At 38.9% G+C, this 24143-nt stretch carries 13 protein-coding genes; 6 read left to right on the top strand and 7 right to left on the bottom strand.

Going from position 1 to position 24143, the window contains the following annotated elements; translation table 11 throughout:
• Positions 1 to 72 precede the first annotated feature (72 nt).
• Positions 73 to 1845: a DUF885 family protein gene (locus GJS41_RS03980; RefSeq protein ID WP_154246017.1), complete on the top strand. Its 1773-nt coding sequence runs from the start codon at positions 73 to 75 to the stop codon at positions 1843 to 1845.
• 87 nt (positions 1846 to 1932) lie between these two features.
• Here GJS41_RS03980 and GJS41_RS03975 read toward each other — a convergent pair whose 3' ends face one another.
• Both GJS41_RS03975 and GJS41_RS03970 read right to left on the bottom strand, forming a co-directional pair.
• Positions 1933 to 5931 (bottom strand): ATP-binding protein, encoded by a 3999-nt coding sequence (locus GJS41_RS03975; RefSeq protein WP_154246016.1) that lies wholly within the window; start codon positions 5929 to 5931, stop codon positions 1933 to 1935.
• Entirely contained in the window at positions 5918 to 6247 is a 330-nt protein-coding gene (locus tag GJS41_RS03970; protein WP_154246015.1) for a hypothetical protein, read from the bottom strand. Before GJS41_RS03970 ends, GJS41_RS03975 begins: the two co-directional genes overlap by 14 nt.
• Positions 6248 to 6477: 230 nt before the next feature.
• Between GJS41_RS03970 and GJS41_RS03965 the strand changes: the two genes are divergently transcribed.
• Both GJS41_RS03965 and GJS41_RS03960 read left to right on the top strand, forming a co-directional pair.
• Positions 6478 to 14295 (top strand): RHS repeat-associated core domain-containing protein, encoded by a 7818-nt coding sequence (locus GJS41_RS03965; protein WP_154246014.1) that lies wholly within the window; start codon positions 6478 to 6480, stop codon positions 14293 to 14295.
• Positions 14292 to 14729, top strand: a complete 438-nt coding sequence (locus tag GJS41_RS03960) for a hypothetical protein (protein ID WP_154246013.1) — start codon at positions 14292 to 14294, stop codon at positions 14727 to 14729. The genes GJS41_RS03965 and GJS41_RS03960 overlap by 4 nt, the downstream gene beginning before the upstream one ends.
• Here GJS41_RS03960 and GJS41_RS03955 read toward each other — a convergent pair whose 3' ends face one another.
• The 5 genes from GJS41_RS03955 to GJS41_RS03935 all read right to left on the bottom strand — a co-directional run bounded on the left by GJS41_RS03955 (position 14730) and on the right by GJS41_RS03935 (position 21045).
• Positions 14730 to 15074, bottom strand: coding sequence for a DUF6717 family protein (locus tag GJS41_RS03955; protein ID WP_154246012.1), 345 nt, complete (start codon positions 15072 to 15074; stop codon positions 14730 to 14732).
• A 313-nt stretch (positions 15075 to 15387) separates the two neighbouring features.
• A complete protein-coding gene (locus tag GJS41_RS03950; protein ID WP_154246011.1) occupies positions 15388 to 16461 on the bottom strand; it encodes a patatin-like phospholipase family protein in 1074 nt (357 codons plus the stop codon).
• A 1-nt stretch (position 16462) separates the two neighbouring features.
• Positions 16463 to 18694 (bottom strand): ThiF family adenylyltransferase, encoded by a 2232-nt coding sequence (locus tag GJS41_RS03945; protein WP_154246010.1) that lies wholly within the window; start codon positions 18692 to 18694, stop codon positions 16463 to 16465.
• Positions 18670 to 19848 carry a hypothetical protein gene (locus GJS41_RS03940; protein ID WP_154246009.1) on the bottom strand — a complete coding sequence of 393 codons (1179 nt, stop codon included), beginning with the start codon at positions 19846 to 19848 and terminating at the stop codon, positions 18670 to 18672. Before GJS41_RS03940 ends, GJS41_RS03945 begins: the two co-directional genes overlap by 25 nt.
• A 360-nt stretch (positions 19849 to 20208) precedes the next feature.
• The gene (locus tag GJS41_RS03935) at positions 20209 to 21045 is read right to left on the bottom strand and encodes a hypothetical protein (RefSeq protein ID WP_154246008.1); all 837 of its coding nucleotides are present in this window, start codon (positions 21043 to 21045) and stop codon (positions 20209 to 20211) included.
• Between the two features lie 96 nt (positions 21046 to 21141).
• On the opposite strand from GJS41_RS03935, the gene GJS41_RS03930 reads away from it, so the two are divergent.
• The 3 genes from GJS41_RS03930 (at position 21142) to GJS41_RS03920 (ending at position 24136) form a co-directional block, all read left to right on the top strand.
• Positions 21142 to 21411: a hypothetical protein gene (locus tag GJS41_RS03930; protein ID WP_154246007.1), complete on the top strand. Its 270-nt coding sequence runs from the start codon at positions 21142 to 21144 to the stop codon at positions 21409 to 21411.
• 458 nt (positions 21412 to 21869) lie between these two features.
• Positions 21870 to 23411: an IS21 family transposase gene (gene istA / locus GJS41_RS03925; RefSeq protein ID WP_195758336.1), complete on the top strand. Its 1542-nt coding sequence runs from the start codon at positions 21870 to 21872 to the stop codon at positions 23409 to 23411.
• Positions 23408 to 24136, top strand: a complete 729-nt coding sequence (locus tag GJS41_RS03920; protein ID WP_154246005.1) for an ATP-binding protein — start codon at positions 23408 to 23410, stop codon at positions 24134 to 24136. Before istA ends, GJS41_RS03920 begins: the two co-directional genes overlap by 4 nt.
• Positions 24137 to 24143 lie beyond the last annotated feature (7 nt).

Here is a 24143-nt window from a genome sequence, read left to right as displayed (position 1 = left end):
ATTACAATTAACATCTTTCGTCAAATACGCATTCCTGTTATAAAAAGGCATGCAAATCATTCGGACACCACTATGCGCATTAAACAAACCCTTATAGCTTTGTCAGCACTGACAATGATCTACAGCCTTACTGCAAAAGAAGTTTCTAAGAGCGAAGCCTTGCACAAACTTTTCGATGAAGTTTCGGCTTATCAATTGTCGCTTAATCCAATTGCGGCTGCAAATCGAGGGGATGAAAGTGCTAAAGGAAAAATTGCAGATTTAGGACCAAAAGCTTATAGCGCTCAGCTCAATCAACTTACCAGTTTCAAAAATCAACTTGCTAACATTGAGCCTACTGATTTATCAAAAACCGATAAAGTCAGTTATCAAATGATGATGAGAAACCTTGAAATAGGTATTTCAGATATTTCTTATAAAACCTATGAAATGCCACTAACAGCTGAGTATGGTTTCCATGCTCAATCTGCATCTATCGCTACTCAATTACCTTTTAAGAATTTAGATGATTATCAAAATTATTTAACTCTACTTGAGCAAACGCCAAATTTCTTTAAACAAAATATTGATAATATGAAAGCGGGTATAGTTCGAAATTTCACTGTTCCGCAGGCAGTCCTAGAAGGCTATACCGATAGCATTAGTGCCTATATTCAAGAAGACCCAGTAAAAAGTGTTTGGTATCAACCGTTTAAAACTTTCCCGGACTCTATTAGTAAAAAAGATGCTGAAAAATTGTCTAGTAAAGCCAAGATGGTTATTAACAACAAAGTTATTAAAGAATTTAAAGACTACAAGAAATTCTTTGAAACAGAGTATTACCCAAGTGCTAAAAAGACTATTGCTGCAACTGATTACCCAGATGGCAAAGCATTCTATTTAGCGCAAATAAAGCGTTATACTACTCTGGATTTAACACCAGAGGAAATTCATGAAATAGGTCGGAAAGAAGTTAAACGAATTCGGGCTGAGATGGAGCAGGTAATTGCTGATACCGGCTTTGAAGGAAGTTTCTCGGACTTTCTAGCTTTCTTACGTACTGATCCGCAGTTTTATGCCAAAACTCCTGAAGAGTTGTTAAAAGAAGCTGCCTATATTTCTAAAAAAATGGATCACAAGCTGCCAAAGTTTTTTGGAAAGTTACCAAGGCAACCATACGGGGTTGTGCCAGTGGCACCTGAAATTGCGCCCAAATATACCACTGGTCGTTATTCTGGTGCTCCACTTGATAGTGACCGAGCTGGTGAGTACTGGGTTAATACCTATGATTTGAAAACGCGCCCATTGTATAATTTAGAGGCGCTATCCCTTCATGAAGCGGTTCCTGGGCATCACTTACAAATTGCTTTATCAAAAGAATTAACAGAGTTGCCTAGTTTTCGCCAAAACACCTACATTTCTGCTTTTGGTGAAGGTTGGGGTTTGTATTCTGAACGTTTAGGCTTAGAGGCTGGTTTTTACCAAGATCCCTATTCAAATTTTGGTCGCCTGACTTATGAAATGTGGCGAGCAATGCGTTTAGTCGTGGACACAGGAATGCATGCGATGGGCATGAGTCGTGATGAAGCCATTAAATTGATGGAGGAAAACACAGCCCTTTCAAAGCACAATGTTAGAACAGAAATTGATCGTTATATTTCCTGGCCGGGTCAGGCTTTATCTTACAAATTGGGCGAAATTAAAATCCGTGAATTAAGAGCAAAAGCTGAAAAGGCATTAGCAGGCAACTTCGACATTCGTAAATTTCATGATGCTGTATTAGGCCAAGGCTCAGTGCCTTTATCTGTCCTAGAGGAGCAGATTGACGACTTTATCAAAGCTCAGAAGGAAGAAATAAAAAAGTAAACCTTACTTTAGTTCTAGTCTAAAAGTAGAAGCCTCATCTAACACGATGAGGCTTTTTTTATCGACTAACTGTAGAAGTTTTTTATTTCAATGTTGCGTTTGAAACTGCTTGGGGGTCTTGCCAAATTTTGCTTTAAAACTATAGATAAAATGAGATGGAGAGCCAAAGCCACATGAATCCGCAACCAAATTTACTTGAAGGCCATCTTGTAATTTAGCTGCAGCTTTTTCAAGTCTCAACTCTCTTAAAATTTCAATTGAGCTCTGATCAATAAGCGACTTAAGTTTACGCTGCAATTGCCGCTCACTGATGGCCATTAAAGAAGCTATATCTTGTCGCTTTAGCTCGGGATTTTGGTAGTTGTCTTCAATGACAGTCATGAGCTTATCGACAAAGGCCTGCTCTTTTTTGTTAAGTGTTTTAGCAGGTGGTTTTTGTGTTTCTGGCTGACTTGCTTTATCAAGCTTGCTTTCAGTCGATGTAACTTCTTGTCCTGCTTTACGGCTTAAGATATTTCGGATGTCGATAATGTTGCCGACACGTGCTCTTAACTCCTCCTCATCAAAAGGCTTGGTCATGTAGTCATCGATGTTTTCATTCCAGCCTTGAATACGGGATTCTTTGTCGCCTTTAGCGGTGAGGAGTACCAGTGGTATGTGTGAGGTGATGATATCGTCTCGTAATCGCTTAGCCACTTCATAGCCATCAATACCCGGCATCATAATGTCACAGATAATCAGGTCAGGAACTTGTGCTTTGGCAAGCTCAATCCCAGCTTCGCCTCTATCGGCGGTGATGCAATGATAGTTTGAACTTAAGACTTCTTGGATGTAATCCCTCATGTCAGGATTATCATCAATGATAAGGACCAGCTCTTGTTGAGTATCGGTTAGACTCTCTTCGCTAGTTTGAGTTACCTCAGAAGCAGCAGTGTCGCCTTGGGTTAAATGCTCAATGGACTTAATCGAATGCGTATCGGAGAGCGCTGCCTGCTCGGTTGTCGGCAAGGTTATGGTAAAGGTTGAGCCTTGACCATCGACTGACTCGACCTGCACTTGTCCGTCATGAGCAAGGATAAGCTCTTTGACGATGGAAAGGCCAATGCCGGTTCCGGCAATGTCACTGGTTTTATCCAAACGAACAAAGCGCTCAAACACCTCGTCTTGCTGGGCTTTGGTCATGCCCACACCCGTATCGGTGACTTGTATTTGGATAGTATTATCCAATAGCTTGGATTGAACAAAGACTTGCCCACCTTCTGGGGTGTACTTAATGGCGTTAGAGACGAGATTACCCACCATTACCTCTAAGGCATCGTTAGCGGCCATGACGTTAGCGTCTGTATCCAAGCTTAGCGATAACGCTATCTGCTTGGACTCCGCTAATGAGGCAAAGGATTCCACAATGGCTTCAAGGGCAGGATTCACCGCATGCGGCACCTTATTGACCGTGTCTTCTTTTTTCAGCTCAGTCAGCTTTAAGATTTGCTCCACCATGCCTAACAATCGAGTGGCATTACGTTGAATCATTTGCAGGTGTTTAGGATTCTTCGGGGAATCCAAGGCTTTGAGCTCTTTCTCCAGTGGTCCTAAGATTAGAGTCAATGGCGTTCTGAACTCGTGGGAGATATTCGCAAACAGCTCATTCTTACGCTCCAGCAGTGACTCAATCACATTCTTCTGGGTGGCTATCTCTTTGGTGCGTGAAGCGACTTCAAGCTCTAACTCCCGAGAGCGGGCAATGGCTGCTTGAGTGCGATAGCGGATAAACCAAAGAATGGAGCCTAAAACTATTAAGCCATACAAAGTAAAAGCCCACCAAGATAGCCACGGAGCAGGGTGGACTTTAATCTTCAAAGCGACGTTGTCTTCTTCTAATGACCAGATACCATCCTTATTGGCGGCGCGGACTCTAAAGGTGTAATCGCCAGGAGAAAGATTGGTAAAGGTCGCCGTTCTATTCTTGGCATCGGTGGACACCCAGTCTTCATGGAAGCCTTCGAGTTTGTATTGATACTGATTGCGCATAGGGTCGGCAAAGTGTAAGCCAGCAAACTCAAAGCCCATCACGTAATCACGATGGGCTATCTCCAGCTCATCCAAATACTCAATGGGCGATTCAATCGAAAAGCCCTCGTAATCTTCACCAACAACGACTTCTTCATTAAAGCGAGTCAGTTTGGTTAAAGCCACCTTCGGTGGCACCAAGTTATCTTTGATATCCTCAGGATAGAAGGCATTAAAGCCATTACGGCCACCGAAATAAAGTTTTCCATCAGGGCTTTGGTAGGAACTAGCTAGTACAAGGCTATTATCAATGAGACCGTCATCAATAGTGTATCTTTTAAAGGTACTATCAGAGAGTGTGAATGTGTATAAACCATTGGAAGTTCCAAGCCATAGTTTATTATTAGCTTGGCTGGCAGAAAGAACTTTAATATTGGTAGCCGCTAATGGTAATGAGAAGGTTTCCAATTTTTTATTATGCTTAGTGTATTTGTATAGTTTCCCTAGCTCACCAAAAAATAACAGTTCATCACTATGATTTAAAAGCCCAAAAATCTTTTCCTTGATATCAGAGGTGACGGCAAATTTTGATATTTTCTGTTCAGAATTTAACTCAGCTATGCCGTTAGATGTGGCAAATATTACTGAGCCTGAATATATTGCAGCTTGATAAAAGGCTGCATTAGCAATAGCTTTGCTACCAGTTACTTTTGAAAAATGATGATTATCAGAGTTATAAGAGTATAGGCCATCATAACTACCTACGAGGTAGTTGTTTTTCTCAAAAGGAAAAATAAAGTAATTGGGCTTTCTATGTGTGTTTAGTAATGAATAAGATGGTGTTTCTTCAAGATTTATTTTTGCTAACCCCAAATTTGTTCCCATCAATATTACAGAGTCAGATTGTTCACTGAATGAGTAAATGGCAAGTTTCTCACTTGGTTTCTCGATATTCTGGATAGGTGTGCAGCTAGCTTTTGTTAGTAAATAAGAACCTGAATCAGTACCAACTAATAAACTGTTATCAATTTTTAAAAAAGCTTTGATGACTCTTTGGGAAATACAGCTTTGCTCATATTCGATATTATTAAACGCAAGCTTTTGATTATTAGTCGCTATCACTCCTTTTTCGAAAGTGCCTAACCAAATGTTATTAGAATAATCTAGGAAACTCGTATTGATCGTATTATCTGGTAGCGAATTTTTAACGAATGGCTTATGTGACATATGAGAAAGTGAAGTGTTTTTTAGCTTATATACCCCATTTAATTGAGTAGCCACCCATAATTCATCATGGATAACTGTTAATCTAGACACAGTTTCTCTAATGATGGGTTGTTCTGGTGAGTCAACTCCAAGGCCTTTTTTTAATAAATAAAGGCCTTTATTTGTTCCGACGTAAATTTTATCTTCGAATCTTTCAATGGCGTTAATCTTGTGGCTTTTAAATTTTGTTTTCGCTAATCGATATTGTTGATTGGGAGCTTTCTTATAAATACTTAATCCTTTTCTTTTTCCCACCAATAAAAAATCATTTGACTCTAAAGCGGTTATTACAGCTTCGTTCTTTTCTAATAATGTTGTGTTTTTTTCGAGGTTAACTTGACCATCTGTATAAGGGTAGATAAACAGTCCTTCGGTCGTAGATAAGAATAAGTTTGTTTTGTTACTTGTTATGTTGTAAACACTGAGGTTATTGTGAATTATCGAACTAGAGCGGAAAAGTGCTTTTTCTTTTAATGACAGCCCCTTTGCTCTATGGCCCAGATAAAAATTACTAAAGTTATCTTTATGTATTGATTGTATATAAGGGTCATTGTTAGATGTTTTAAAGTATTTAAAGTTATAACCATCAAATCTTACTAAGCCTTGAGGCGTTCCAATCCAGATAAAGCCTAGTTCGTCTTGAGCGATGGTTCTTACTAGTCTATCTGGCAGGCCTTCATTAACCGAAAAGTTACTGAACTGTTTGGATTGAGCGCTGAAAGGGAAGGTAAATAGAACAATAAAAAACAGCCATACCTGTTTTACAAAATTTGGTATGGCTGTTGTAACAAGTATCGAACTAAACAGTTTCAATAGGTTCTTTTCCTAGTGCACAACTAGGATCATGAATGTCTTCATCCTTATTTATTGAGACTCCCATAACATGATCTTGGTCGTGATGTTGATTAATCAACCCTTCTGGGTCATCAATAACTGTTCGAATTGCAGGGTTTGAGTGGCTAAAAGAAGGGCACTTTGCACCAAACGCCACAACCTTATATGCAATTCCATTATGAGTGCATTGTTGAAACTGGTAAAAAGGTGGCGGATTATCAAAAAAGCTAGCTTTAGCATTAACACTTAATAAAAAAACGGCAACTATAAAAAATAATTTATAGAATTTAGTCATATGAATTCCTCTAATCGGTACTTGTTTTAAATTCCAGCCGAGAATAGTTATATCTTTTATCAAAGTCAAATATGACTTACATAAATCGATACTTTTAGTCCTAAATTCGTAACTTTTTATGGACATTTCTATATTTTATGTCCCTCTCTTGATATCTGACTTTGTTATATACAACGGATAATACCGCCAATTGAAATTGCTTTGCTTTAATTAGTTATAAAGGTATTAAGATGTTGAATTCCAAACGTATTATCTACTCGATGACGCTGCTTCTAGTGTCACTAACTCAATTCACTCATGCTTTTCCTGGTGGAGGAGGTATTCCCAGTCAGCCGCAACCTTGGCCAATTAGTTCAGTAACAGTTCCTAGCTCATCTTCTACAGGAAACTATACTGTTAGCTGGACGACTTCCAATCATGCCGCGAACTACCAATGGCGAGAGGAAGTTAATGGCGTTTGGTCACCAAGCTGGAATACCGTTATTGGCACCAGTGTTAGTATCAGTGGTCGCTCAACGGGTACCTATCGATATCAAGTGAAAGGCTGCCACGCTTTAGCCAGCCCTCAATGCAGTGATGCCACAACCAGTGGTTCAATAGCTGTATCGGTAGTTTTAATTCCAGGGACGCCTTCTTCGATATCAATAAGCGATGATTCTTCAAGCGCAGATGGCGCTTACACAGTATCTTGGGGCGCTTCATCAAATAGTCCAACATCTTATCAGTATCGAGAGTCCACCAATGGCACATGGGGTTCTTGGGTTGGTAACGGCACTTCTCGCATTAAATCTATAACGGGTAAAGCTAACGGAACTTATGCTTATCAAGCTAGAGGTTGTAACTCCGCTGGTTGTGGCAGTGCTAAGACTTCCTCAAATGTTGTAGTCAATATTCCCGTTGTTCCTGGGCCGCCCTCATCAATAACAATTAGCGATGGTTCTTCAAGTACTGATGGAGCTTATACAGTGTCTTGGGGAGCTTCATCGAATAGCCCCGCTTCCTATCAATACCGAGAAGCCACTAATGGTACTTGGGGTGCTTGGATAAGTAACGGTGCTTCTCGTACTAAGTCTATCTCAGGTAAAATCAACGGTACTTATGCCTATCAAGCCAGAGGTTGTAATTCAGCTGGATGTGGCAGCGCCAAAGGCTCTTCGAATGTCGTGGTAAGCATTCCTCAAGGTAATATTAATTGGCAAAATACCGGCGGCACAGTTCCTGATGCGGCATGGTCGGGAGATACGCCGGTATTAAGTGGTAATACTAATGTTGGAGCGCTTGAGGGCTCTGGCGGTGTATCCGGCGGTGCAGCGACTTACAATATCCCAATCGTCATTCCGCCGGGACGTGCTGGTATGCAGCCGTCAGTATCGTTAGGTTACTCGTCTCGCTCAAGCAACGGCGTAGCTGGTGTGGGTTGGTCACTATCTGGGGGCTCATCCATTCATCGTTGTGGCGCGACATTTGCTCAAGATGGTTATAGTCGAGGTGTTAATTATTCAGCGTCAGATAAACTTTGCTTAGATGGACAGAGGTTAATCAGAACCTCTGGAACCTACGGAGTTTCAGGAGCAGTATACCGAACCGAGTTAGATAATTTCGCTAAAGTTGTTCAGTCAGGTAATATTAACTCATCATCCAATTTTACCGTTTACCATAAAGACGGTCGAATTTCTAAATATGGCTTAAGCAGTAATTCGCAACATAAAGCTGGCGGCAAATCTCAAATTTTGACTTGGGCAATTGCAGAAGTACAAGATCCATCAAAAAATACGATCACCTACGATTACAATAATTATGGAAATGGTGAACATCTTCTAACAGCTATCCACTATACTGGTTCTAATGGTTCTGATGGTGATCGTCACGTTCGAATGATTTATGACAACCGACCTGATGTGAGCCGCTCCTACTTAGCCGGAGGTTTAACTCAAAGCAGTAAACGTTTATTAAAAGTTCAAACACAATATCAATCTAGTTATATTAGAGAGTACCGTTTACGTTACGCAGCCAGTGGAACCAGCCAAAGAAGTTTAATTCAAGGTGTAACTGAATGTGGCCTAACTGGCGGGACTTACTGTTTACCAGAAACCACATTTGATTGGTACGATGATTCTGTTACTCATTCTAGTGAAAACATCCCCACTTATTTAGGCGATTTTGAGCCATACGACGACTTGGATGCTGCGGATCTAAATGGCGACGGTATTCCAGAATTTATTAAATTAAAAAGAAGTATTCTTTCTTATTTATTTGGCTTGCCAGCTTATAGTACTGTGATTGTCAAAGACGAAAGCGGTAATGCTCAAAATACTATTCAAATCAATAATCCTTATGTCTATGAAGGACAAACGGTTGATTTAGATCTAAACGGTAAAAGTGAAAGAGCTAAGCTTAAATGGCAAAAAATTTCAGATGCTAACTATAAAACTTTTTTAGCGACCGGAATTACTTATGACTGGATAGATGGTAGTCAAATAAAGGGAGTAGAAGTAGCATTTCCTAGTGCTATAACAGTGACTAAACATCCAACTTCTCCGCGTCCAGAAGCAACATTCTCAGATGTAAATAATGACGGTTTTCAAGATGTGTTGGTTGAAACCGTTCAAGGTTCGCAAAGAAAATTAGCCCTTTATTTACACAATGGTAATGCCACAAGCCCTAACTTTAACTATTGGGGTATTGTTACCAATTTAGATACCGGTAGTTTCTTTGCTGGCGCTTATGAACCAACGGTTTGGGAGCGTTATTCAATACAAGATATTAACGGTGATGGAATTAGCGATATCGTTTTGTCGCTTCGAACGGAATTGTCTAAAGCGGAAGTGAATAAATACGTCTTAGGTTCTATTTCTAATTCTGGCGTTTTAAGCTTCGGCCCAAAACAGTCCGCATCTAACTTCGGCCTCCCTGCGAATACGTTTTATAACTATTTTACTTGGGCTGATATTAATGGTGATGGCTTACAAGATTATGTTTCTGTAGAAGGTACATCATCTCCTTATTGGGCAGTCAGAATTAATAAAGGTAATGGAACCTTTGATGCGGTAAAAAGTTTAGGCACAGCCGTTGGAACCCACTATTGGGATGGTTATGCTGTTGTAAAAACTTGGAACCACACAGACCTAACTGCAAAGCCTCTAACTTACCAAAGCCAGTACTCAAAAGCTCAACCATATTTTGGTGGAGCAATTGTGGCTGATTATGATGCTGATGGTAAAGATGAAATTTTAGTGCCGACTGAAGCTATAGATGGGTTCTGTTACACCCATGTTATTCCAGACGTGTCAGAAGCCCCGATTTGTAATGACAATCTGCATCGAACTATTAATAAAGTCAGCGCAGATCCGAAAGTTCGAGCGGACAAAGGCTTTTATGCTACAAAAGACGTTCGTCGATTTAAATGGAGTGTTCTGAAGTTTGATCAAAACTCTAACGGAAGTTTCTCATCAACGGTTACTCCTGATGTAGTTAATGCCCCCTTAAATACTGCCGAGCATGCATCATTTAAAGTGAAAGATGTTAATGGTGATGGTCTAGTAGACTTTGTGATTAAAATGGCTAAGGGCTACTGCATAGATAACCGTAACAAAAATTGGTGTGGCGGTTTATCCGATGACTTTACAGTAGGCGCTTTTTCTCCAGTTCCTCCTAATGCCGGAAAGTTGGTCATTAAATACAACACTACGTCTAAAACAACCGCAAATACTTATAGCGCAGTGGATAGTATTCAGTCGATTACCAATGGTTTAGATAATACCGTTAAATGGCAATACTCACCTATTGCGCATAATGCAGGTCGTAGTGCTTCAGATCTACAATTATACAAAGTCCCAACTGCGGACAATCAACGTTATGTTGGCGGGCAACCTAATAGTAAATACTTCTACTTTGGTTCTTCGATGCATGTGGTTAGTGCTATGGATAAAAGTGATGGTATAGGTGGCTTTAACAAAACTCAATACGGTTATCGAGAAGCGGTATACAACCGCCAAGGTCGAGGCTTCCAAGGTTTCCGTTCGGTAATCGTAGATGATTTATCGGATGTAGATTCCAACAAGCACATTCGTTCGGTATCAGACTTCCATCAGAAGTTCCCGTTGGCGGGTAAGCTGGAGCAGACTCGTACATGTTTAGTCAGCTCAGGTAGCGAGGCCTGTAATTCTGGGTTGATTAATAAAGCCTATTACAAATGGGATTTGTGGCGTGATGGAGTTAAAAAGCAAACGGTCGATAATGCTGCTGAAGACTTCTCTGCTCAAGTTTTCGATGGCCAAACAAGTGTCAACCGTTATTGGGTGAGTCCTTATAACCAGTTTTCTTATGATTACCTAACCAAGTCAGGTCATAACCAAGCAATGACAGTTAGTGATTGGATTAATCATACTTATCAAAACTTTGTTTTTGATACTAATGGTTGTCAAACCTACGAAAGAAAGTTCAGTCATGAACCAGGTAATGTTAATCGTTCAGAGGCAGTGAGTAATAATTATTATCATACTCCGAACACCTCTAGTTGGTGGTTGTGTAAGCCGAATTATTCATTAACCACCACTAAAGCTGTTTCAGGTCGAGCAACTGACTATGCAGCTATTCAATCGGGTACGGATTTCCAGAAACAAGTGAAGACAACGTACGTATTTGATAATTCACACCGCAAGCCGAAACAAATCACAACCATAGCGACACAAGGTCAGGGTACGGCAGCTGGTTTAGATTCGGTAGTGCACACTGCCTACAACTCTCATGGTTTGCCTATCTCAGTAATCAGTGATGGTGAGCACTATACGGGCGCCGATATGGCTGACCGTAATGTGTCGACCACTTACACAGCAGATGGTTATTTCGTTAATAGCGTGACCAACTCAAAAGGACACGTAACGGCAACTGAAGTTGATCCAATTCATGGTCAAGCAACTAAAGTGATTGACCCTAATGGTCAAGTCACAACTATGACCTACGATGCCTTTGGTCGAGTCCGTTCGACTAAGCTTCCAGGTGAGCCGACTCAGTGGGTTGCCTATGATTGGTGTAGCGGGGTGAACGGTGGTAGTGCTTGGTGCTTTAGTTTTCCAGAAAAGAAATATCGTGTTTACACTATAAAAAATGGCACACCAAGAAACTTAAAATATTTCGATGGATTTAATAGAGAAAACTATTCAATTACGCGTAATTTTGAAGATGACCATTGGTATTACACTTGGAATAAGTTTAATAACAAAGGTCAGAAAACTCATGAAGCCACTTTAAACGGTGGTGTTACGACTTGGCAGTATACTTACTTTAATTCTTACGATGCCTTAGGTCGTTTAACCAAGAAGCAAACACCACAGTCGGATGGCGGTCATTTACCTACGACTTACCAATACGATGGCTTTGTAACCAACATCAATGCTGGCGGTTTATTGATGGCTCGTAAGTACAACGGCTTGGGTCAATTGGTCTGGACTAAAGATGCGCATAACAACTACACACGCTATGCCTACGATGGCACCGGTAATCCGATTACCTTGCAAGATGCTAACGGCAATCCTATCTACGCCAAGTACAACGCCTTAGGTCAGAAGGAGTACGTTGATGACCCGAACATGGGTAAGAAATTCTTCTGGTACAACACCTTTGGTGAAGTGGAAAAAGAGAAGGACGCAAACTTAACTGAGTTAACTTATTCCTACGATACCTTAGGCAGAATGACCCAGCGCTGGACCAATGGAACACGCTCAGGCTACTGGTATTGGGATAATGGGAATGTTGCAAATTACCAAGGCTTGTTGCGCTGGTCTTATGATGGACCTTCTACCGCCAATGCTCGCGTGAAGTATCATTATTACGGCAAAACTACTGGCGGTAAGCTCTACGAAACTCAAACCAAGTATCGTCATAACGAAAGTGGCAGCTTCACCGATTACGACATTATTCACTACGTCGATAACAACTTTGGCCGCCCTAAGGGCATGAAATACAACACCACGGGCTTAACCCTCGCTTATGACTACAACCCTCAGGGTTACATGTCTAGGGTTAAGAATGCTAACGGTGGTTATGTATACCAAGAGATTAAAGACTTGGATAATCACGGTAAAGTCACCAGTCAGTGGATGGGGCATGGCGTTATGACTCAAACGGCGAGTTACGACCCAGCGACTGCTCAGATGACCATGATTAAGTCGCAGAAGACTTCAGGTGCTACTCGCTTGCATGAGTTGACTTATTCGTACGATGATTTCAGTAACCTCAACATGCAGGTGATGATTGCTTCGAATGGCGTTTCCAACAGTGAAGACTATCAATACGATAGCTTACACCGTTTGATTCAAAGTGACCGTACTTTAAATACTACTGGTCAGTACAACACCATCACTTACAACTACGATGCAGTGGGTAACTTCACTAAGAAGTCGGATTACGCCAATACTTATACCTATGGCGTTTTAGGTAAAGATGTTCGTAAGGCTGGGCCTAATGCGGTGAGTCGAATCGTCCGTCCTAATAACTTAGGTTCAATGACGTATTATTACGACAATAATGGCAATTTAAAAAATCAATTGGTGTATAACGCTTCAGGTGTTAGACAAACGGCGCAAGAAAAAATCATCACTTATAACGAGTTCAACAAGCCGTTAACCATTAAGAAGGGTAACATCACTTCGGGCTTCTCTTACGGTGTTGATTTGATGCGTTATAAGCAGGTCAAGACTGGAGCAGCTGGTGGCACTATCACCACTTACTACATTGATAAGCTTTTAGAAAAAGAAGTGCAGGGCAGTACTACCAAGTACAAGCACTATATTGGTGATGTGGCCATTCAAACTAAGAAGAACTCCACTTGGGAGATTGGTTTTACCCATCGTGACCGCTTAGGCTCAGTGGTGACCATAACTGACCATATGGGTAACTTAAAAGAGCACCGCAGTTTTGACCCATTTGGTAAACCGCGTAAAGGTGACTTTGTTGAGCCAAGCCAAAATACCTTCACCAGTATCACTGGCTTAACGCAAATGAACCGAACCACTGAGCGCGGCTTCACTGACCATGAGCATTTGGATGACCATGAACTCATTCATATGAATGGCAGAGCATATGACTATAACTTAGGACGATTCCTCTCAGTCGACCCTGTGATTCAAGCACCTGGTAACTCACAATCTATGAATCCATATTCATATATTATGAATAATCCTTTGGCGGGGACAGACCCTACCGGCTATACCGCAAATTGTGGCGGTACAGTTATGGAATGTGGGACTGGAGGCCCTGAACAGCCAGAGAAACCAGATCCCGAAGATGACAATGGTAAAGGTGAAAAAGAGAAGAAAAAAGTTACTATTGAAGAGCTACTTAAAAGAGCTCAAAAAGGTGAGAAAATTATAATTAAAGGCAAGGACGGTAGTGAAACCACTATTGAAAAAAATAAAAGAGGCTATATAGATGTAACTAAAGATGGAAGGACTAGATCGTACACATATGTTTCTGGTGGTACATCTAAAAAAGGTGGCTGTGGTAGGGCAAACCGTTCTGGCTGTAATTATAGCAGTAAGCAAAAAGATGCAGGAGGAATGCCTGTAGGTAGTGGTGCCTCGCCGGAGTTTTTGGTCGATATAACCCCGATAGTAGGAGATATAAAAGCAATTTATGATGCTGCTAATGATCCTTCAGCTGTTAATATAGGTGGAGCAGTATTAGGAATTTTGCCTTTTGTAGGTGATGCAGCATCTGCTGGATTAAAAGGAACAAAAGGTTTAGAAAACTTACGAGGTGCAGCGAAACGACTGGGTGTTGATTTGGGCTCTGTTAAGATAATAGATGGTGTAGCCCATATCAAAATAAATTTGACGGATAGTTTAAACCCTAATGATTTGTTAGCAATGAAGGATGCGTTAAGAGCTAGTGGAGCTAAAAGTATTCAAGTACAAACAGGCTTCATAGCGAATACGGGACTTGATAGAGTTTTATTTAAAAAAGCTAGTGCTGGAAGGACTTTTGTTGGCGGTAAAGTTAGATTGAGTGATGTTAAGGGCTCTGATTATATATTGGATTATGACTTATGACGAAAGTAATAGATAAATACGAAAGGTATAAAGAACGGATTTTATGGAAAGCTGGTAAGCATGACTTATTTGATAAGTCTGCTGAACTGTTTTCAAGTTTGTCTCCAACTATCAAATCCTTAATTTTAGAGAAATTAAGGATTGAGGATGAAGAGCTTGTTTTGGCTTTTGTTAATAATAAATATACTTGGACAGTATTAGGTGTCGAAAATATTTATTCATTTTTTAACGATGAGATACACTCTGCTAGTTTAGATTTAATTGCTAAAGACATAGAAGTATTTCATCCCCAAAATGCTACTCAAGAAGAGATCAAAAGACATTCAAATTTCTTACATTTAATAAATGAAGATGTTTTGGTATGGGCTCCGTCAGGCGCAGAAATGTTTGGTCTTATGAGTATTTTGAGAATGTTTCCATTAGGTACTAAATAACTATTTAGTTTCTGCCTTAGCATAAATATGAATTGGCGGGCTTTCAAAGTAATGCATTAAGGCTGGACATAACCAGCCTTCTTCATTAGTACCTTCCAATTCATACCAGTTTCCTTCGCATTCCTCTCTCAACCAATTAATCTTCATTTGAAAACCAGGGAAAGGTTTTTGTGAGAAAATAAGCTTAAAACCTTTTTCTGCATTTTCAACTTCAGTAACTAGTTCCTCTATCATTTCAGGAATTCCAAATACAAAAGGCTCTTTAACGAGGTCGAAGTGCTCGTCATCAAAGACCCATGTACCTTCATACTTATATGGAAAAATTGCTATCAATGAGTTTTTCATTTTGTTATAGATAATAAAAATCAGGTGTTTTTCTTGATCTTATTATCTCAAAACTATTTTCATATAGGAAGTTTTAATATGTGCAACAAGTTTTTTAAAAGTAGAGTTAATATCGGTAGCGTTGAATAATCAGGGAAAGATCTATATCATTTGCATATGGAACCTCTCACACCACGGAATTAGAGTGGAAATGTCACGTTTCATAATTTAAGAACCTGCAATGCGCAGGTTTTTTTTGCTTAAGATTACTAATTTAAACCGCTTTATTTATTAGTTACGGTGTGACTTATTGTAATATTAAGTTGTGAATATATTAATCTCGAGAGCTGATTTTCTTAGCAACTTGATATCCGTGGTTAAGTAAAGTTTCAAATTCTTTGTTTTTTAACTTTCTTAGAGTTGTGGGAAAGTTTGAGGCAAAACTTGCTGATTCACAATCACCAAGATTACTAATAGACTCTTTAATACAATAATAAGCTCCATTATTACCTTTATTAAGGTAGCTCATAAAAGATCTCACTCGTAGTGCTCTTGATTGTTCAGACATAATGTCTGCAACTCTTTTCAATCTTTTTGGGTTTAGTTTAGATAATGAAAAGCCGTCTACTAGGGGAGCTCCTGCATCAGATACAATAATTTTAGTTTCAGCGTTTAGTAATGGCTTCTTTTCTAGATTACCATTATCAAAGAAAGGCTCAATTCCTAAGTTGTCGTAAACGCCACCATCATATAGGTGGAGGCGTTTATACGGCAAGACTACCTCCGAATTTTTTTCTATGGGCTCTCCCCATTTTCTTTTAAACCAGCTTTTTTTTGACGCCTCTATTACAAGAGGTCCAATTCCTCCTGGAAAAGCAGCTGATACAGCTAAAGCATCTGACAAGCTGAATTTTTCAGATGCTGAATACCCCAATACGTACTCGCCAATGTTTTCCTTTTTAAATCGAAATCTCTTACCTGTTTCAGCGGTAGTTCCATTTATGGATATCTCTGGCTTTGATGGAAGCTCGGATAACTGCGCATTAACTCCCCAATTTGTTTTCAGTGCTTTCGATAGTAGATTTGCTCTTGAAAAAAGATATTTCCAATTTTTAGGATACCGGAGTTGTAAGAGAATATCTGTCATCATATTTCTGGTGCATAGATTTTCTTGGAAATAAGGTAAAGATCTTTGAATGAAATCTTGAGAAGTAGGCCAGCTCATTTTATTATTTTGTAGTAATAAGCCAATTAATAAGCTACCGCCGGAGACGGTGGAAACATTGGATACTCGTTCTAATAAGTTTTCTTCAGCTAAGAATTTAATAACCCCTAAATGAAAAACCATAGCTCTTACTCCTCCGCCAGATAAAGCTAATGCAATCTCTTTAGGTTTATTAACCAACATATTAATAAAGCTCTCCTATATAAATACCTAAGTCATCCTTATTTGCAATTAATGAAATGACTGGTAACCCATCTTCTTTCATTTTTTCCGCAAGATAGGATAGTTGAACAATATCATCATTGCTAAGGGCTGTAGAGCAGTCGTCGGGATGACTATGCCACTCTCCAATATAAGTTACAATCCCAGCCGTTCTTTTGGAGGCCTCTTGAACTTGTTCCTCTAATCCCGAAACACCTCTTTCAAATGAACTTTTTGAGCCTTTACTATCAGGTGGCGCAGGAAGCACATCTACAATTACAATAGTATTTATGTTTAGATCAAAATATCCTAAGAGTATACCGCCAGTTTCATCTGGCAGTTGTTGTTGCCTCAACTCCTTTATTGTTTCCTCTATACCGTCGTCATAAAACACACTATATCCATCTTTCTGGATACAGTTCTCTTTATGGGGCTCAATATCATGAATAGCTATTTCTCCGCTTTTAGAATTGCGTTCCCAAATGCAAATAGATGCTTCTTTATTGATAGTTTTGATTTGGATCTGTTCTGCCAAATTACTTGCGTGGACAAGCACACTAGAGTAAGGCATTACTAAGGAAATATCACGACATCCTGCTCCACTCCAAAAAGTAGAGGTTACTCCTCCTAGATGATCTTTTCCCCACTTATTTTGAATTAATGCTCTATAATATTGAGCTTCTAATGTCCTAAGACGAATTGTTCTAGACTCATCTTCAAAAAGAAGAACTGAAGAGCATCCGTTATGAGTTACAAATGTAGATGCATGCCGTGGATATTTATCTATATTACTGGCAATTCGAGGGTATTCTAACGTGGTTGATGCATCAATAACCAAGTCAAGATCACTGAGTCTTTCAGAAATCGTAGTGTCGAGGTCAGTTGCATCAGCTAATATAGGCTGAACTTCTGTGTCTCTTCTTGAAGCAGCTTGTAGTTCTGAAACAGCATCAACTTTTGGTTGTCCTATGTTACAAAAGAATGCTGTGTGTCTTGATAAGTTATGTGGTTTGATATGATCATTATCAATGATAGTCCAGTGTCCCCAGCCGCTTCTATGCCACAGATTAAGCAAAGCACTCCCTAACGACCCGACTCCAATAAGTGCTGATTTAGGCCCCTTTTCCGATATTCCTGATTGTAGTCTCGCTGAATCGTGATTATTTTCCCAAAGAACCTGCATCGGTAGTAATGGTAAGTTTTCCCAATCTAAAGTTGAAGGAGCTTGATCAGCTATAGGCGTATACTGGTAATACTTTCCATCATGTTGTATCAGAGCACCTGTGTTATATCCTAGTTCATATACTCCTTTGAGAAATAAAAAAGCTCGATATGTTATTCGTTCAGGTCCATTATCTTGATCACGGCTTATTGGTATACGTAATAATAATATTGCTTGGTTATTATCCTTGTCTATTCCTATTCCATTCGCATCTACTAATTGAGCAACAGACGAGTTTATGTGTTCAATTAAGTCAATTTGTCTATTACTTAATATTTGTTGTAACTCACCTAAATTTTGAGGTTCACCCTCAATACGATCATGAACAATTGTTGGCAACTCAATATAAAGCAGATTTACATTGCTTTGTGTTGACATATCCTCAGTTAATATAAAACTAAAGCCACCGTTTAATCTTTGATGACTTCGATGCGCAATAAAGTTTTTGCTTTTTTTGTCTTTAAAATCAATGGGAATTACTAATTCATAAATGCTCTGGAAAAATAACTGCTCTAAAGGTTGATCAGCTACATGCAACTCTTCATTAGCACTATTTATCAACCACCACTGTATTCTTCGTAGAAATTTATGAGGTGTCCACGTTCTCATAACTGAAACAGCAGGTTCAAAATATAAACACAGGCTTGCAGGAGAGTTATAAGGAACTTGGTTTTGATGCATTAAAATAGGGAAGTCTTTGCGCAAAGCCAAAACTTCTACTAATTTTCTTGGATCTTTTGATACACGTAAAGCTAAGCGCTCTTTAAATTCAATTCCTGGACTGTTATTTGGAAGAACCTCATCACACTCGACATCAACCACGATATACTCATATTTTAAGCTGCCATCTTCTGAATGACTTAATAAATCAATAACTTGGTAGTCTCTATTAGATTGTATGGCAGTAGCAATATTTCTTGCTGAAGGTATCTTAAGGCCTTGGCTTCCAGATACCTGCACTGCATTTTTTAATTCATAATACTTGCTTTGCATTTGCCAGCCCTTGGAGGTGTAGTGGTAACTATAGCTGCAGCTCCAGCTTTAGTGTTTCTTTTCCATATGACTCCGCCTTTTGAAATCTCAAACTCAAGAGGCTTAGGCTTATCTACATTGGGTTCTTCCATTGTCACTAAGAATCTTCTTCCTTTTACTTCTTCTAAATATTTTTCATAAGCTTTTTTTGCTTGAATATGTGGTGGTTGAGTTTGTTCTTGACCTTCCTTTGAGTCATCGATAGGGCGACTTGAGCTAACTTCGTATGAATCTTTAGCCCCTTTTAGTAACAATTCTTGAATTAATGGCTTTGGTATGGTTTCTTTTTCTCCTTTTTCATCGCTGAGGGCTAAGTAGCTGCAGTGATGAGGTACATTAAATAGATTCCAAGCAAGCCTATCTTCATTTTTATGCCTTTTCGTGATAGTGACGATTTCTTCTAAGTCTTCCCATTCAGTATCGCCAATAGCTAAGTAATCATACTTTTCTCCATCAGCATCAAACCTTATATTGAATATTAAGGACGCAGAGTTTCGAACAATATCACCATCATCGCAATGTTTAATGAAAGGGGAGTGACAGAAAAATTCAACCCCATCTTTTGATAGAGTAAAACTGTTGACTACAGTTCCAGCATCAACAAAAAGATGATCACGAGAATCAATACTCTCGCCTCTTTCTTCTAATATTGGTTCTAGCCACTCTTTTAACGCTTTTGGCTTAGAAAAAACTAAAATATCCTTACCTTCAAGTAATCTATGTCTAGCCTCTTGGCGTAAAATTACAAACTCGTCTGACTGATGATCGTTGTCAGCCTCTTCTAATAACATAGCTGCTGGAACCCAGAGTTCGTCAATCTTTACTCTATCCCCACCTTGATACTTCTTTGCATGCTGGAGCTCAAAAAAGTCAGTGCTCCCAGAAATGTGATCTTTGTCCGCATGAGTAAAAGCAACAACGTCAAAGTTATCTCTATCAGCAGTATCTAATTCATGTTTTAACTTTTTTTTGAGGTCTATTTCGGGAGATGTCTCGTCTTCTTTGGATTTTTGGTGATGGTAATCCATAAGAATTCTACGGCCGTTGTCTAAGATGATTTGGCTTGTATCGCCATTACCAACAGGATAAAACTTAACTATATGTTTTGTGGACATCATTATTCCTTCAATTTTTATAAAAATTCTCTAATTTATATAGGGACTATCTTTCTTTATTCAATACAGGTCTTGTCTTTTCTTTATAAAAACGTTGTAAGTTTTATTGGAGGTAGTGATCGCATAATTGGCTATAACGGAATATGTCATCCATTTATTTAGTTTTGGAGTGGATTTTATTGTTATATAAATGGACTGATTATCCAGTACAAAGTGGACGGGTTTTCGATAGAGTGTGGATTCTACAAGTGTATAATCCAGTTGAGTTGATTTGCTAATCCAGCATTCAATACATATTGAATCCATTTTGTAATGGATAAAATCCAATGACAAGTGAAATTAAGTCTTTCACTTTAACTTTTATCTTGTGAACTTATTATTTGCTCTAGGTATTAGCGAACAACTCAATGCACGCTCAGCATCCCTTGAAAGCATCCAAAGTCCTTCCGATTGGTTAAAGCGAGGTAGGTTATTATTGAAGTTTGGATAATAGAGCTGTTTTCTTAGATATTTTCGCATAACTTTGAAATTGGGTACGAAGTAGGTGCGCGTAGTGGTATGCCTTTTTTGTAAAATCCTAAGTATTTTATAGAGTAAAGCTGAATGTTTTTTAAAGTATCTTGTTCTGGCTAGGAAGCAATATTCAAAATAAATCTCATTCATTAGTTGATAGTGATATTTATAATAGCAATCAGTTTCAGCCATTCTTAGTTCTGCTAACTTACAGGTGAACATATAAATATATCTATCGCTACAGCAAAGTTTTTTGACATTTTCAAATTTTTTGAAACTGAAAGCAGTATATTTATGATTATGCAAAGTAGGCTCACTTGATAGAAAAGGCCTTATTAACCCTCGCACTTCTCCAGGTGAGTAGTCTTTGTTTCTGAGTAACGGGAATAGTATTAAAAAATAAAAGTCTCCAGTACCAGGTTTTCTTTTGTTAATCCTGTTTACTAGCATTTTCGATGCAATTCGGGCATAGATTTTCCACTGTTTTGCTGTTCCTGTTGTTTTGCCATTATGAGATATGTACATGGCGTCCCATTTGTTCCTTTCTTTAGGATCTTTTGGGATCACAAGATCAGACCAAGTACGACTTTGGAGTACATTTACTCGGCTAATCTTAGTTTCATCTTTATACTGAAAACATAGTCTTTGATAAGGCATTGTTTTTAAAGCAATTTTAATTTTCATAGGGTAGAAAAAGTCTAATTAAACTTACCAGACAAATTATTGATGTCAAAGACGAGCTGTTACAAACTAAACGGTGGATTCAATTAGATTTGGTTAATGTCTTTGAAAAATAAACTTGTAGAGCTTGAAAAAGAGCTGGAATCACAATTATTCGATCGCTACGGAATGCTCCTAAGCGGCGAAGCACTTATGAAAGCAATAGGCTATAAATCTATGTATGCCCTTAATCAAGCATTGACTCGTAAACAATTACCTGTTCATATTTTTTCTATAGAACATAGAAAAGGGAAGTTTGCTTTAACAAAAGATGTTGCTCATTTTCTTGCTAAGAAAAGAATTGAGGCCGAAGAAAATCTTGAATCTTAAATGTTTTAACGGTGAGTCCTGAAAAGGAAAAGCCGCTTTGATACTGCAATATCAAGCGGCCTTCGAATTTGTCATAGCTCAGAGCCCTGACATATTCATTTTCCTGTTCTATGCGTGGCTTGTCAAGCACGCGCTCACCTCTTTTTAGTAACCAAAGTAAGGCGTTGTCTTGCTTAGTAATACTGTGTCTTACACAGTACAAAAGAGGTATTGCCCAATGAAATCAAACAATTTAGAAAATCCAACTAAAAGCATTAGCTGTCCAAGTGTTAACAGGCTTGGTCAGCAGTCTAAAAAAGTAACCCTTTACCAAATATGGTGTGAATACCATCGAATACATCCAAATGGTTTCTCAAAATCTCAGTTCTACAAAAGGTATAAAAATGAGGTTCGTAAACGAGATTTTAGCGACACTAAAGAAATTCAAATTAGTTCAACTTGAAATGGAGGGAAGTGCTATGAAAATAGAACGGGCTATCCTCTTGAGGATGTTTAATTTTTTTGAAAAATCGGCTTTTAGTTGTAATCAAATAGCTGAATTCTGCTCTGTTAGTCCTACTACAGTGTACGATTACTACGATAAGTTTAAATCCTCAGGATTAACAGTCGCTGAGTTAGATAAAAAGACAACTGAAGAGTGGAAAGAAATATTTTATGAAACTACTAAGCAATATAAGAAAGAATATGAACCTGATTGGGATCTTATTCTAAAAGAAACAGAGAAAAAATATGGCACTATTCAAAAGGAATTTGAGAAGTATCAAGAAATCTATCCAAACGGTTATAAACGCTCTAGTTTCTTTAAGTTAGTAAAGAAAGAGCGATTAAAACGTAACTTGACCTCTAAACTACGTCGGTATCCAGGTTATCTTATTGAAGTTGATTTTGCTGGTTCTCAACCTTGGTACATCGACACCAATGGTGAAAAGGTACACTTATCCATTTTTGTTGCCACTATAGATGATAGTGGGAAAATCTTTGCCTTTGCGTGCCGTAATCAGTCCACGCGAGAGTGGATTAAAGCTCATGTGGCTATGTTTATTTTCTATGGAGGCGTTCCAGAGATAGTCGTTTGCGACAATGTTAAGGCTGCCGTTATAAAAGCGGGTAAGCGACGACAGCTCAACCGCATTTATGAGGCAATGGCCAAACACTACGGTTGTATCATCATGAATGCCCGTCCCAGGAAGCCTCAAGACAAAGCTCGCGTGGAGCGTGCGGTAAGAATATTCAACGAACGAATTTTTACTGATATGCGCAAGTTGAAATTCTTTAGTCTAGATGAAGTGCAAAGTTTCATTTCTCAAAAGGTTTTCGAACTCAATGAGCGTAGTAGTAAAGGCGGTGATTCACGCAATATCCGATTTGAACAGCATGATAAATCAAAATTAAAGCCGCTTCCAAAGACACCATTTCAATATTTTGAATGGATGAAGGCTAGAGTTGTTGGCCGAGATTGTTACTTAATAGTTGAGGGGCATTATTACTCTGTTCCCCGTGATTTTTTTGGTAAGAAGCTCGAAACTAAATACAACAGCGATTTCGTATACTTTATTAACGAAGATGAAAAGGCTTTCATTACACATAAACGCAGTTATCAAGATGGAGGCTTTACATATATTGATAGTCATTTACCAGAAAACTACAAGCGCTGGGGAGCGTGCAAAAACGACTATTTACATTGGGCAGCCGGTATCTCTTCATCGCTTATCACTATTGTTGAGTTGGCTTATGTAGGTAAAGAGCCTATCAATAAAGTGGCAGCTGATAAGTGTAGCAATATCCGAAAGCTCTTTGATGATACGAATGAGCAGCCAATATTTTTGAAAGCTTGTAATTATGCTATTTCACAAGGCCGATTAAGCATTTCTGCTACGGATATTGAGTCATTAATGCGTACCAAACCTTGGCTTATCGAGATCGATGAGAATTATCAATTACCAACTCATCATAACATTCGTCCAGATTCTGACTTCTCAAACAGAGGAATACAATTATGAATAGCTCCGAACTAATCAAACTATTAGAGGCGTTAAAACTACATATAGTCAAGTCTCTCTACCAACAGGATATGAAGCGAACGGACAGGCATCAAATGAGCTTCGAAGAGCTGCTAATTTATTACTTTAGTGCCCAACTAGCCCATAATGAAAAAGTCGCATTTCAAAGCGCGATAAACCGCTCAAAAATTAAAGAAATAACAGCTGATATTAGTGATATTCATTTTGACGCAGAGAGATATGAGAACAAGGAGCAGTTGCAGTTACTCACACAAGGGAACTGGATTGAACTTTTACAGCATATCATTTTAGAGGGGGCTACAGGTGTTGGAAAGAGCTGGATAGCATCGGCACTAGCAATTCTGGCTATTAAAATGAAAAAGCGAGTACTGTGGCTGCGAGTTCCTGAGTTGTTAGATACTTTGGAAATCAAACGTAGCGAAGGTAATCATCTTAAGTACCGTAGCTACTTATCTAAAATTCCCATCTTGGTGTTGGATGATTTCGGTCTTACACCGCTTACTGCTCGTGCACGACAAGACTTATTGGAAATAGTTGAAGACCGCTCTCAAAAAGGTTCTTTGATTATTACTTCCCAGCTACCTCACGAAAAATGGCGTGATTACATTGGCGATAAAACTATAGGTGACGCCTTAGTAGATCGCATTATAAGTCGAGCTCACATCGTTAAACTTTCAGGTAAATCACGCCGCACCGCAGATTAATATTAGG

The organism is Kangiella sp. HZ709 (assembly GCF_009674675.1).
GTDB lineage: Bacteria > Pseudomonadota > Gammaproteobacteria > Enterobacterales > Kangiellaceae > Kangiella.
This window is presented reverse-complemented; position numbering and strand designations above follow the sequence as displayed.

Bases quoted from the DNA above. Each gene is read 5' to 3' on its own strand.
- GJS41_RS03935 (WP_154246008.1), bottom strand. From the start codon at position 21,045: ATGAAAATTAAAATTGCTTTAAAAACAATGCCTTATCAAAGACTATGT.
- istA (WP_195758336.1), top strand. From the start codon at position 21,870: ATGAAAATAGAACGGGCTATCCTCTTGAGGATGTTTAATTTTTTTGAA.
- GJS41_RS03965 (WP_154246014.1), top strand. From the start codon at position 6,478: ATGTTGAATTCCAAACGTATTATCTACTCGATGACGCTGCTTCTAGTG.
- GJS41_RS03920 (WP_154246005.1), top strand. From the start codon at position 23,408: ATGAATAGCTCCGAACTAATCAAACTATTAGAGGCGTTAAAACTACAT.
- GJS41_RS03945 (WP_154246010.1), bottom strand. From the start codon at position 18,694: ATGCAAAGCAAGTATTATGAATTAAAAAATGCAGTGCAGGTATCTGGA.
- GJS41_RS03940 (WP_154246009.1), bottom strand. From the start codon at position 19,848: ATGTCCACAAAACATATAGTTAAGTTTTATCCTGTTGGTAATGGCGAT.
- GJS41_RS03930 (WP_154246007.1), top strand. From the start codon at position 21,142: ATGTCTTTGAAAAATAAACTTGTAGAGCTTGAAAAAGAGCTGGAATCA.
- GJS41_RS03950 (WP_154246011.1), bottom strand. From the start codon at position 16,461: ATGTTGGTTAATAAACCTAAAGAGATTGCATTAGCTTTATCTGGCGGA.
- GJS41_RS03970 (WP_154246015.1), bottom strand. From the start codon at position 6,247: ATGACTAAATTCTATAAATTATTTTTTATAGTTGCCGTTTTTTTATTA.
- GJS41_RS03960 (WP_154246013.1), top strand. From the start codon at position 14,292: ATGACGAAAGTAATAGATAAATACGAAAGGTATAAAGAACGGATTTTA.
- GJS41_RS03980 (WP_154246017.1), top strand. From the start codon at position 73: ATGCGCATTAAACAAACCCTTATAGCTTTGTCAGCACTGACAATGATC.
- GJS41_RS03955 (WP_154246012.1), bottom strand. From the start codon at position 15,074: ATGAAAAACTCATTGATAGCAATTTTTCCATATAAGTATGAAGGTACA.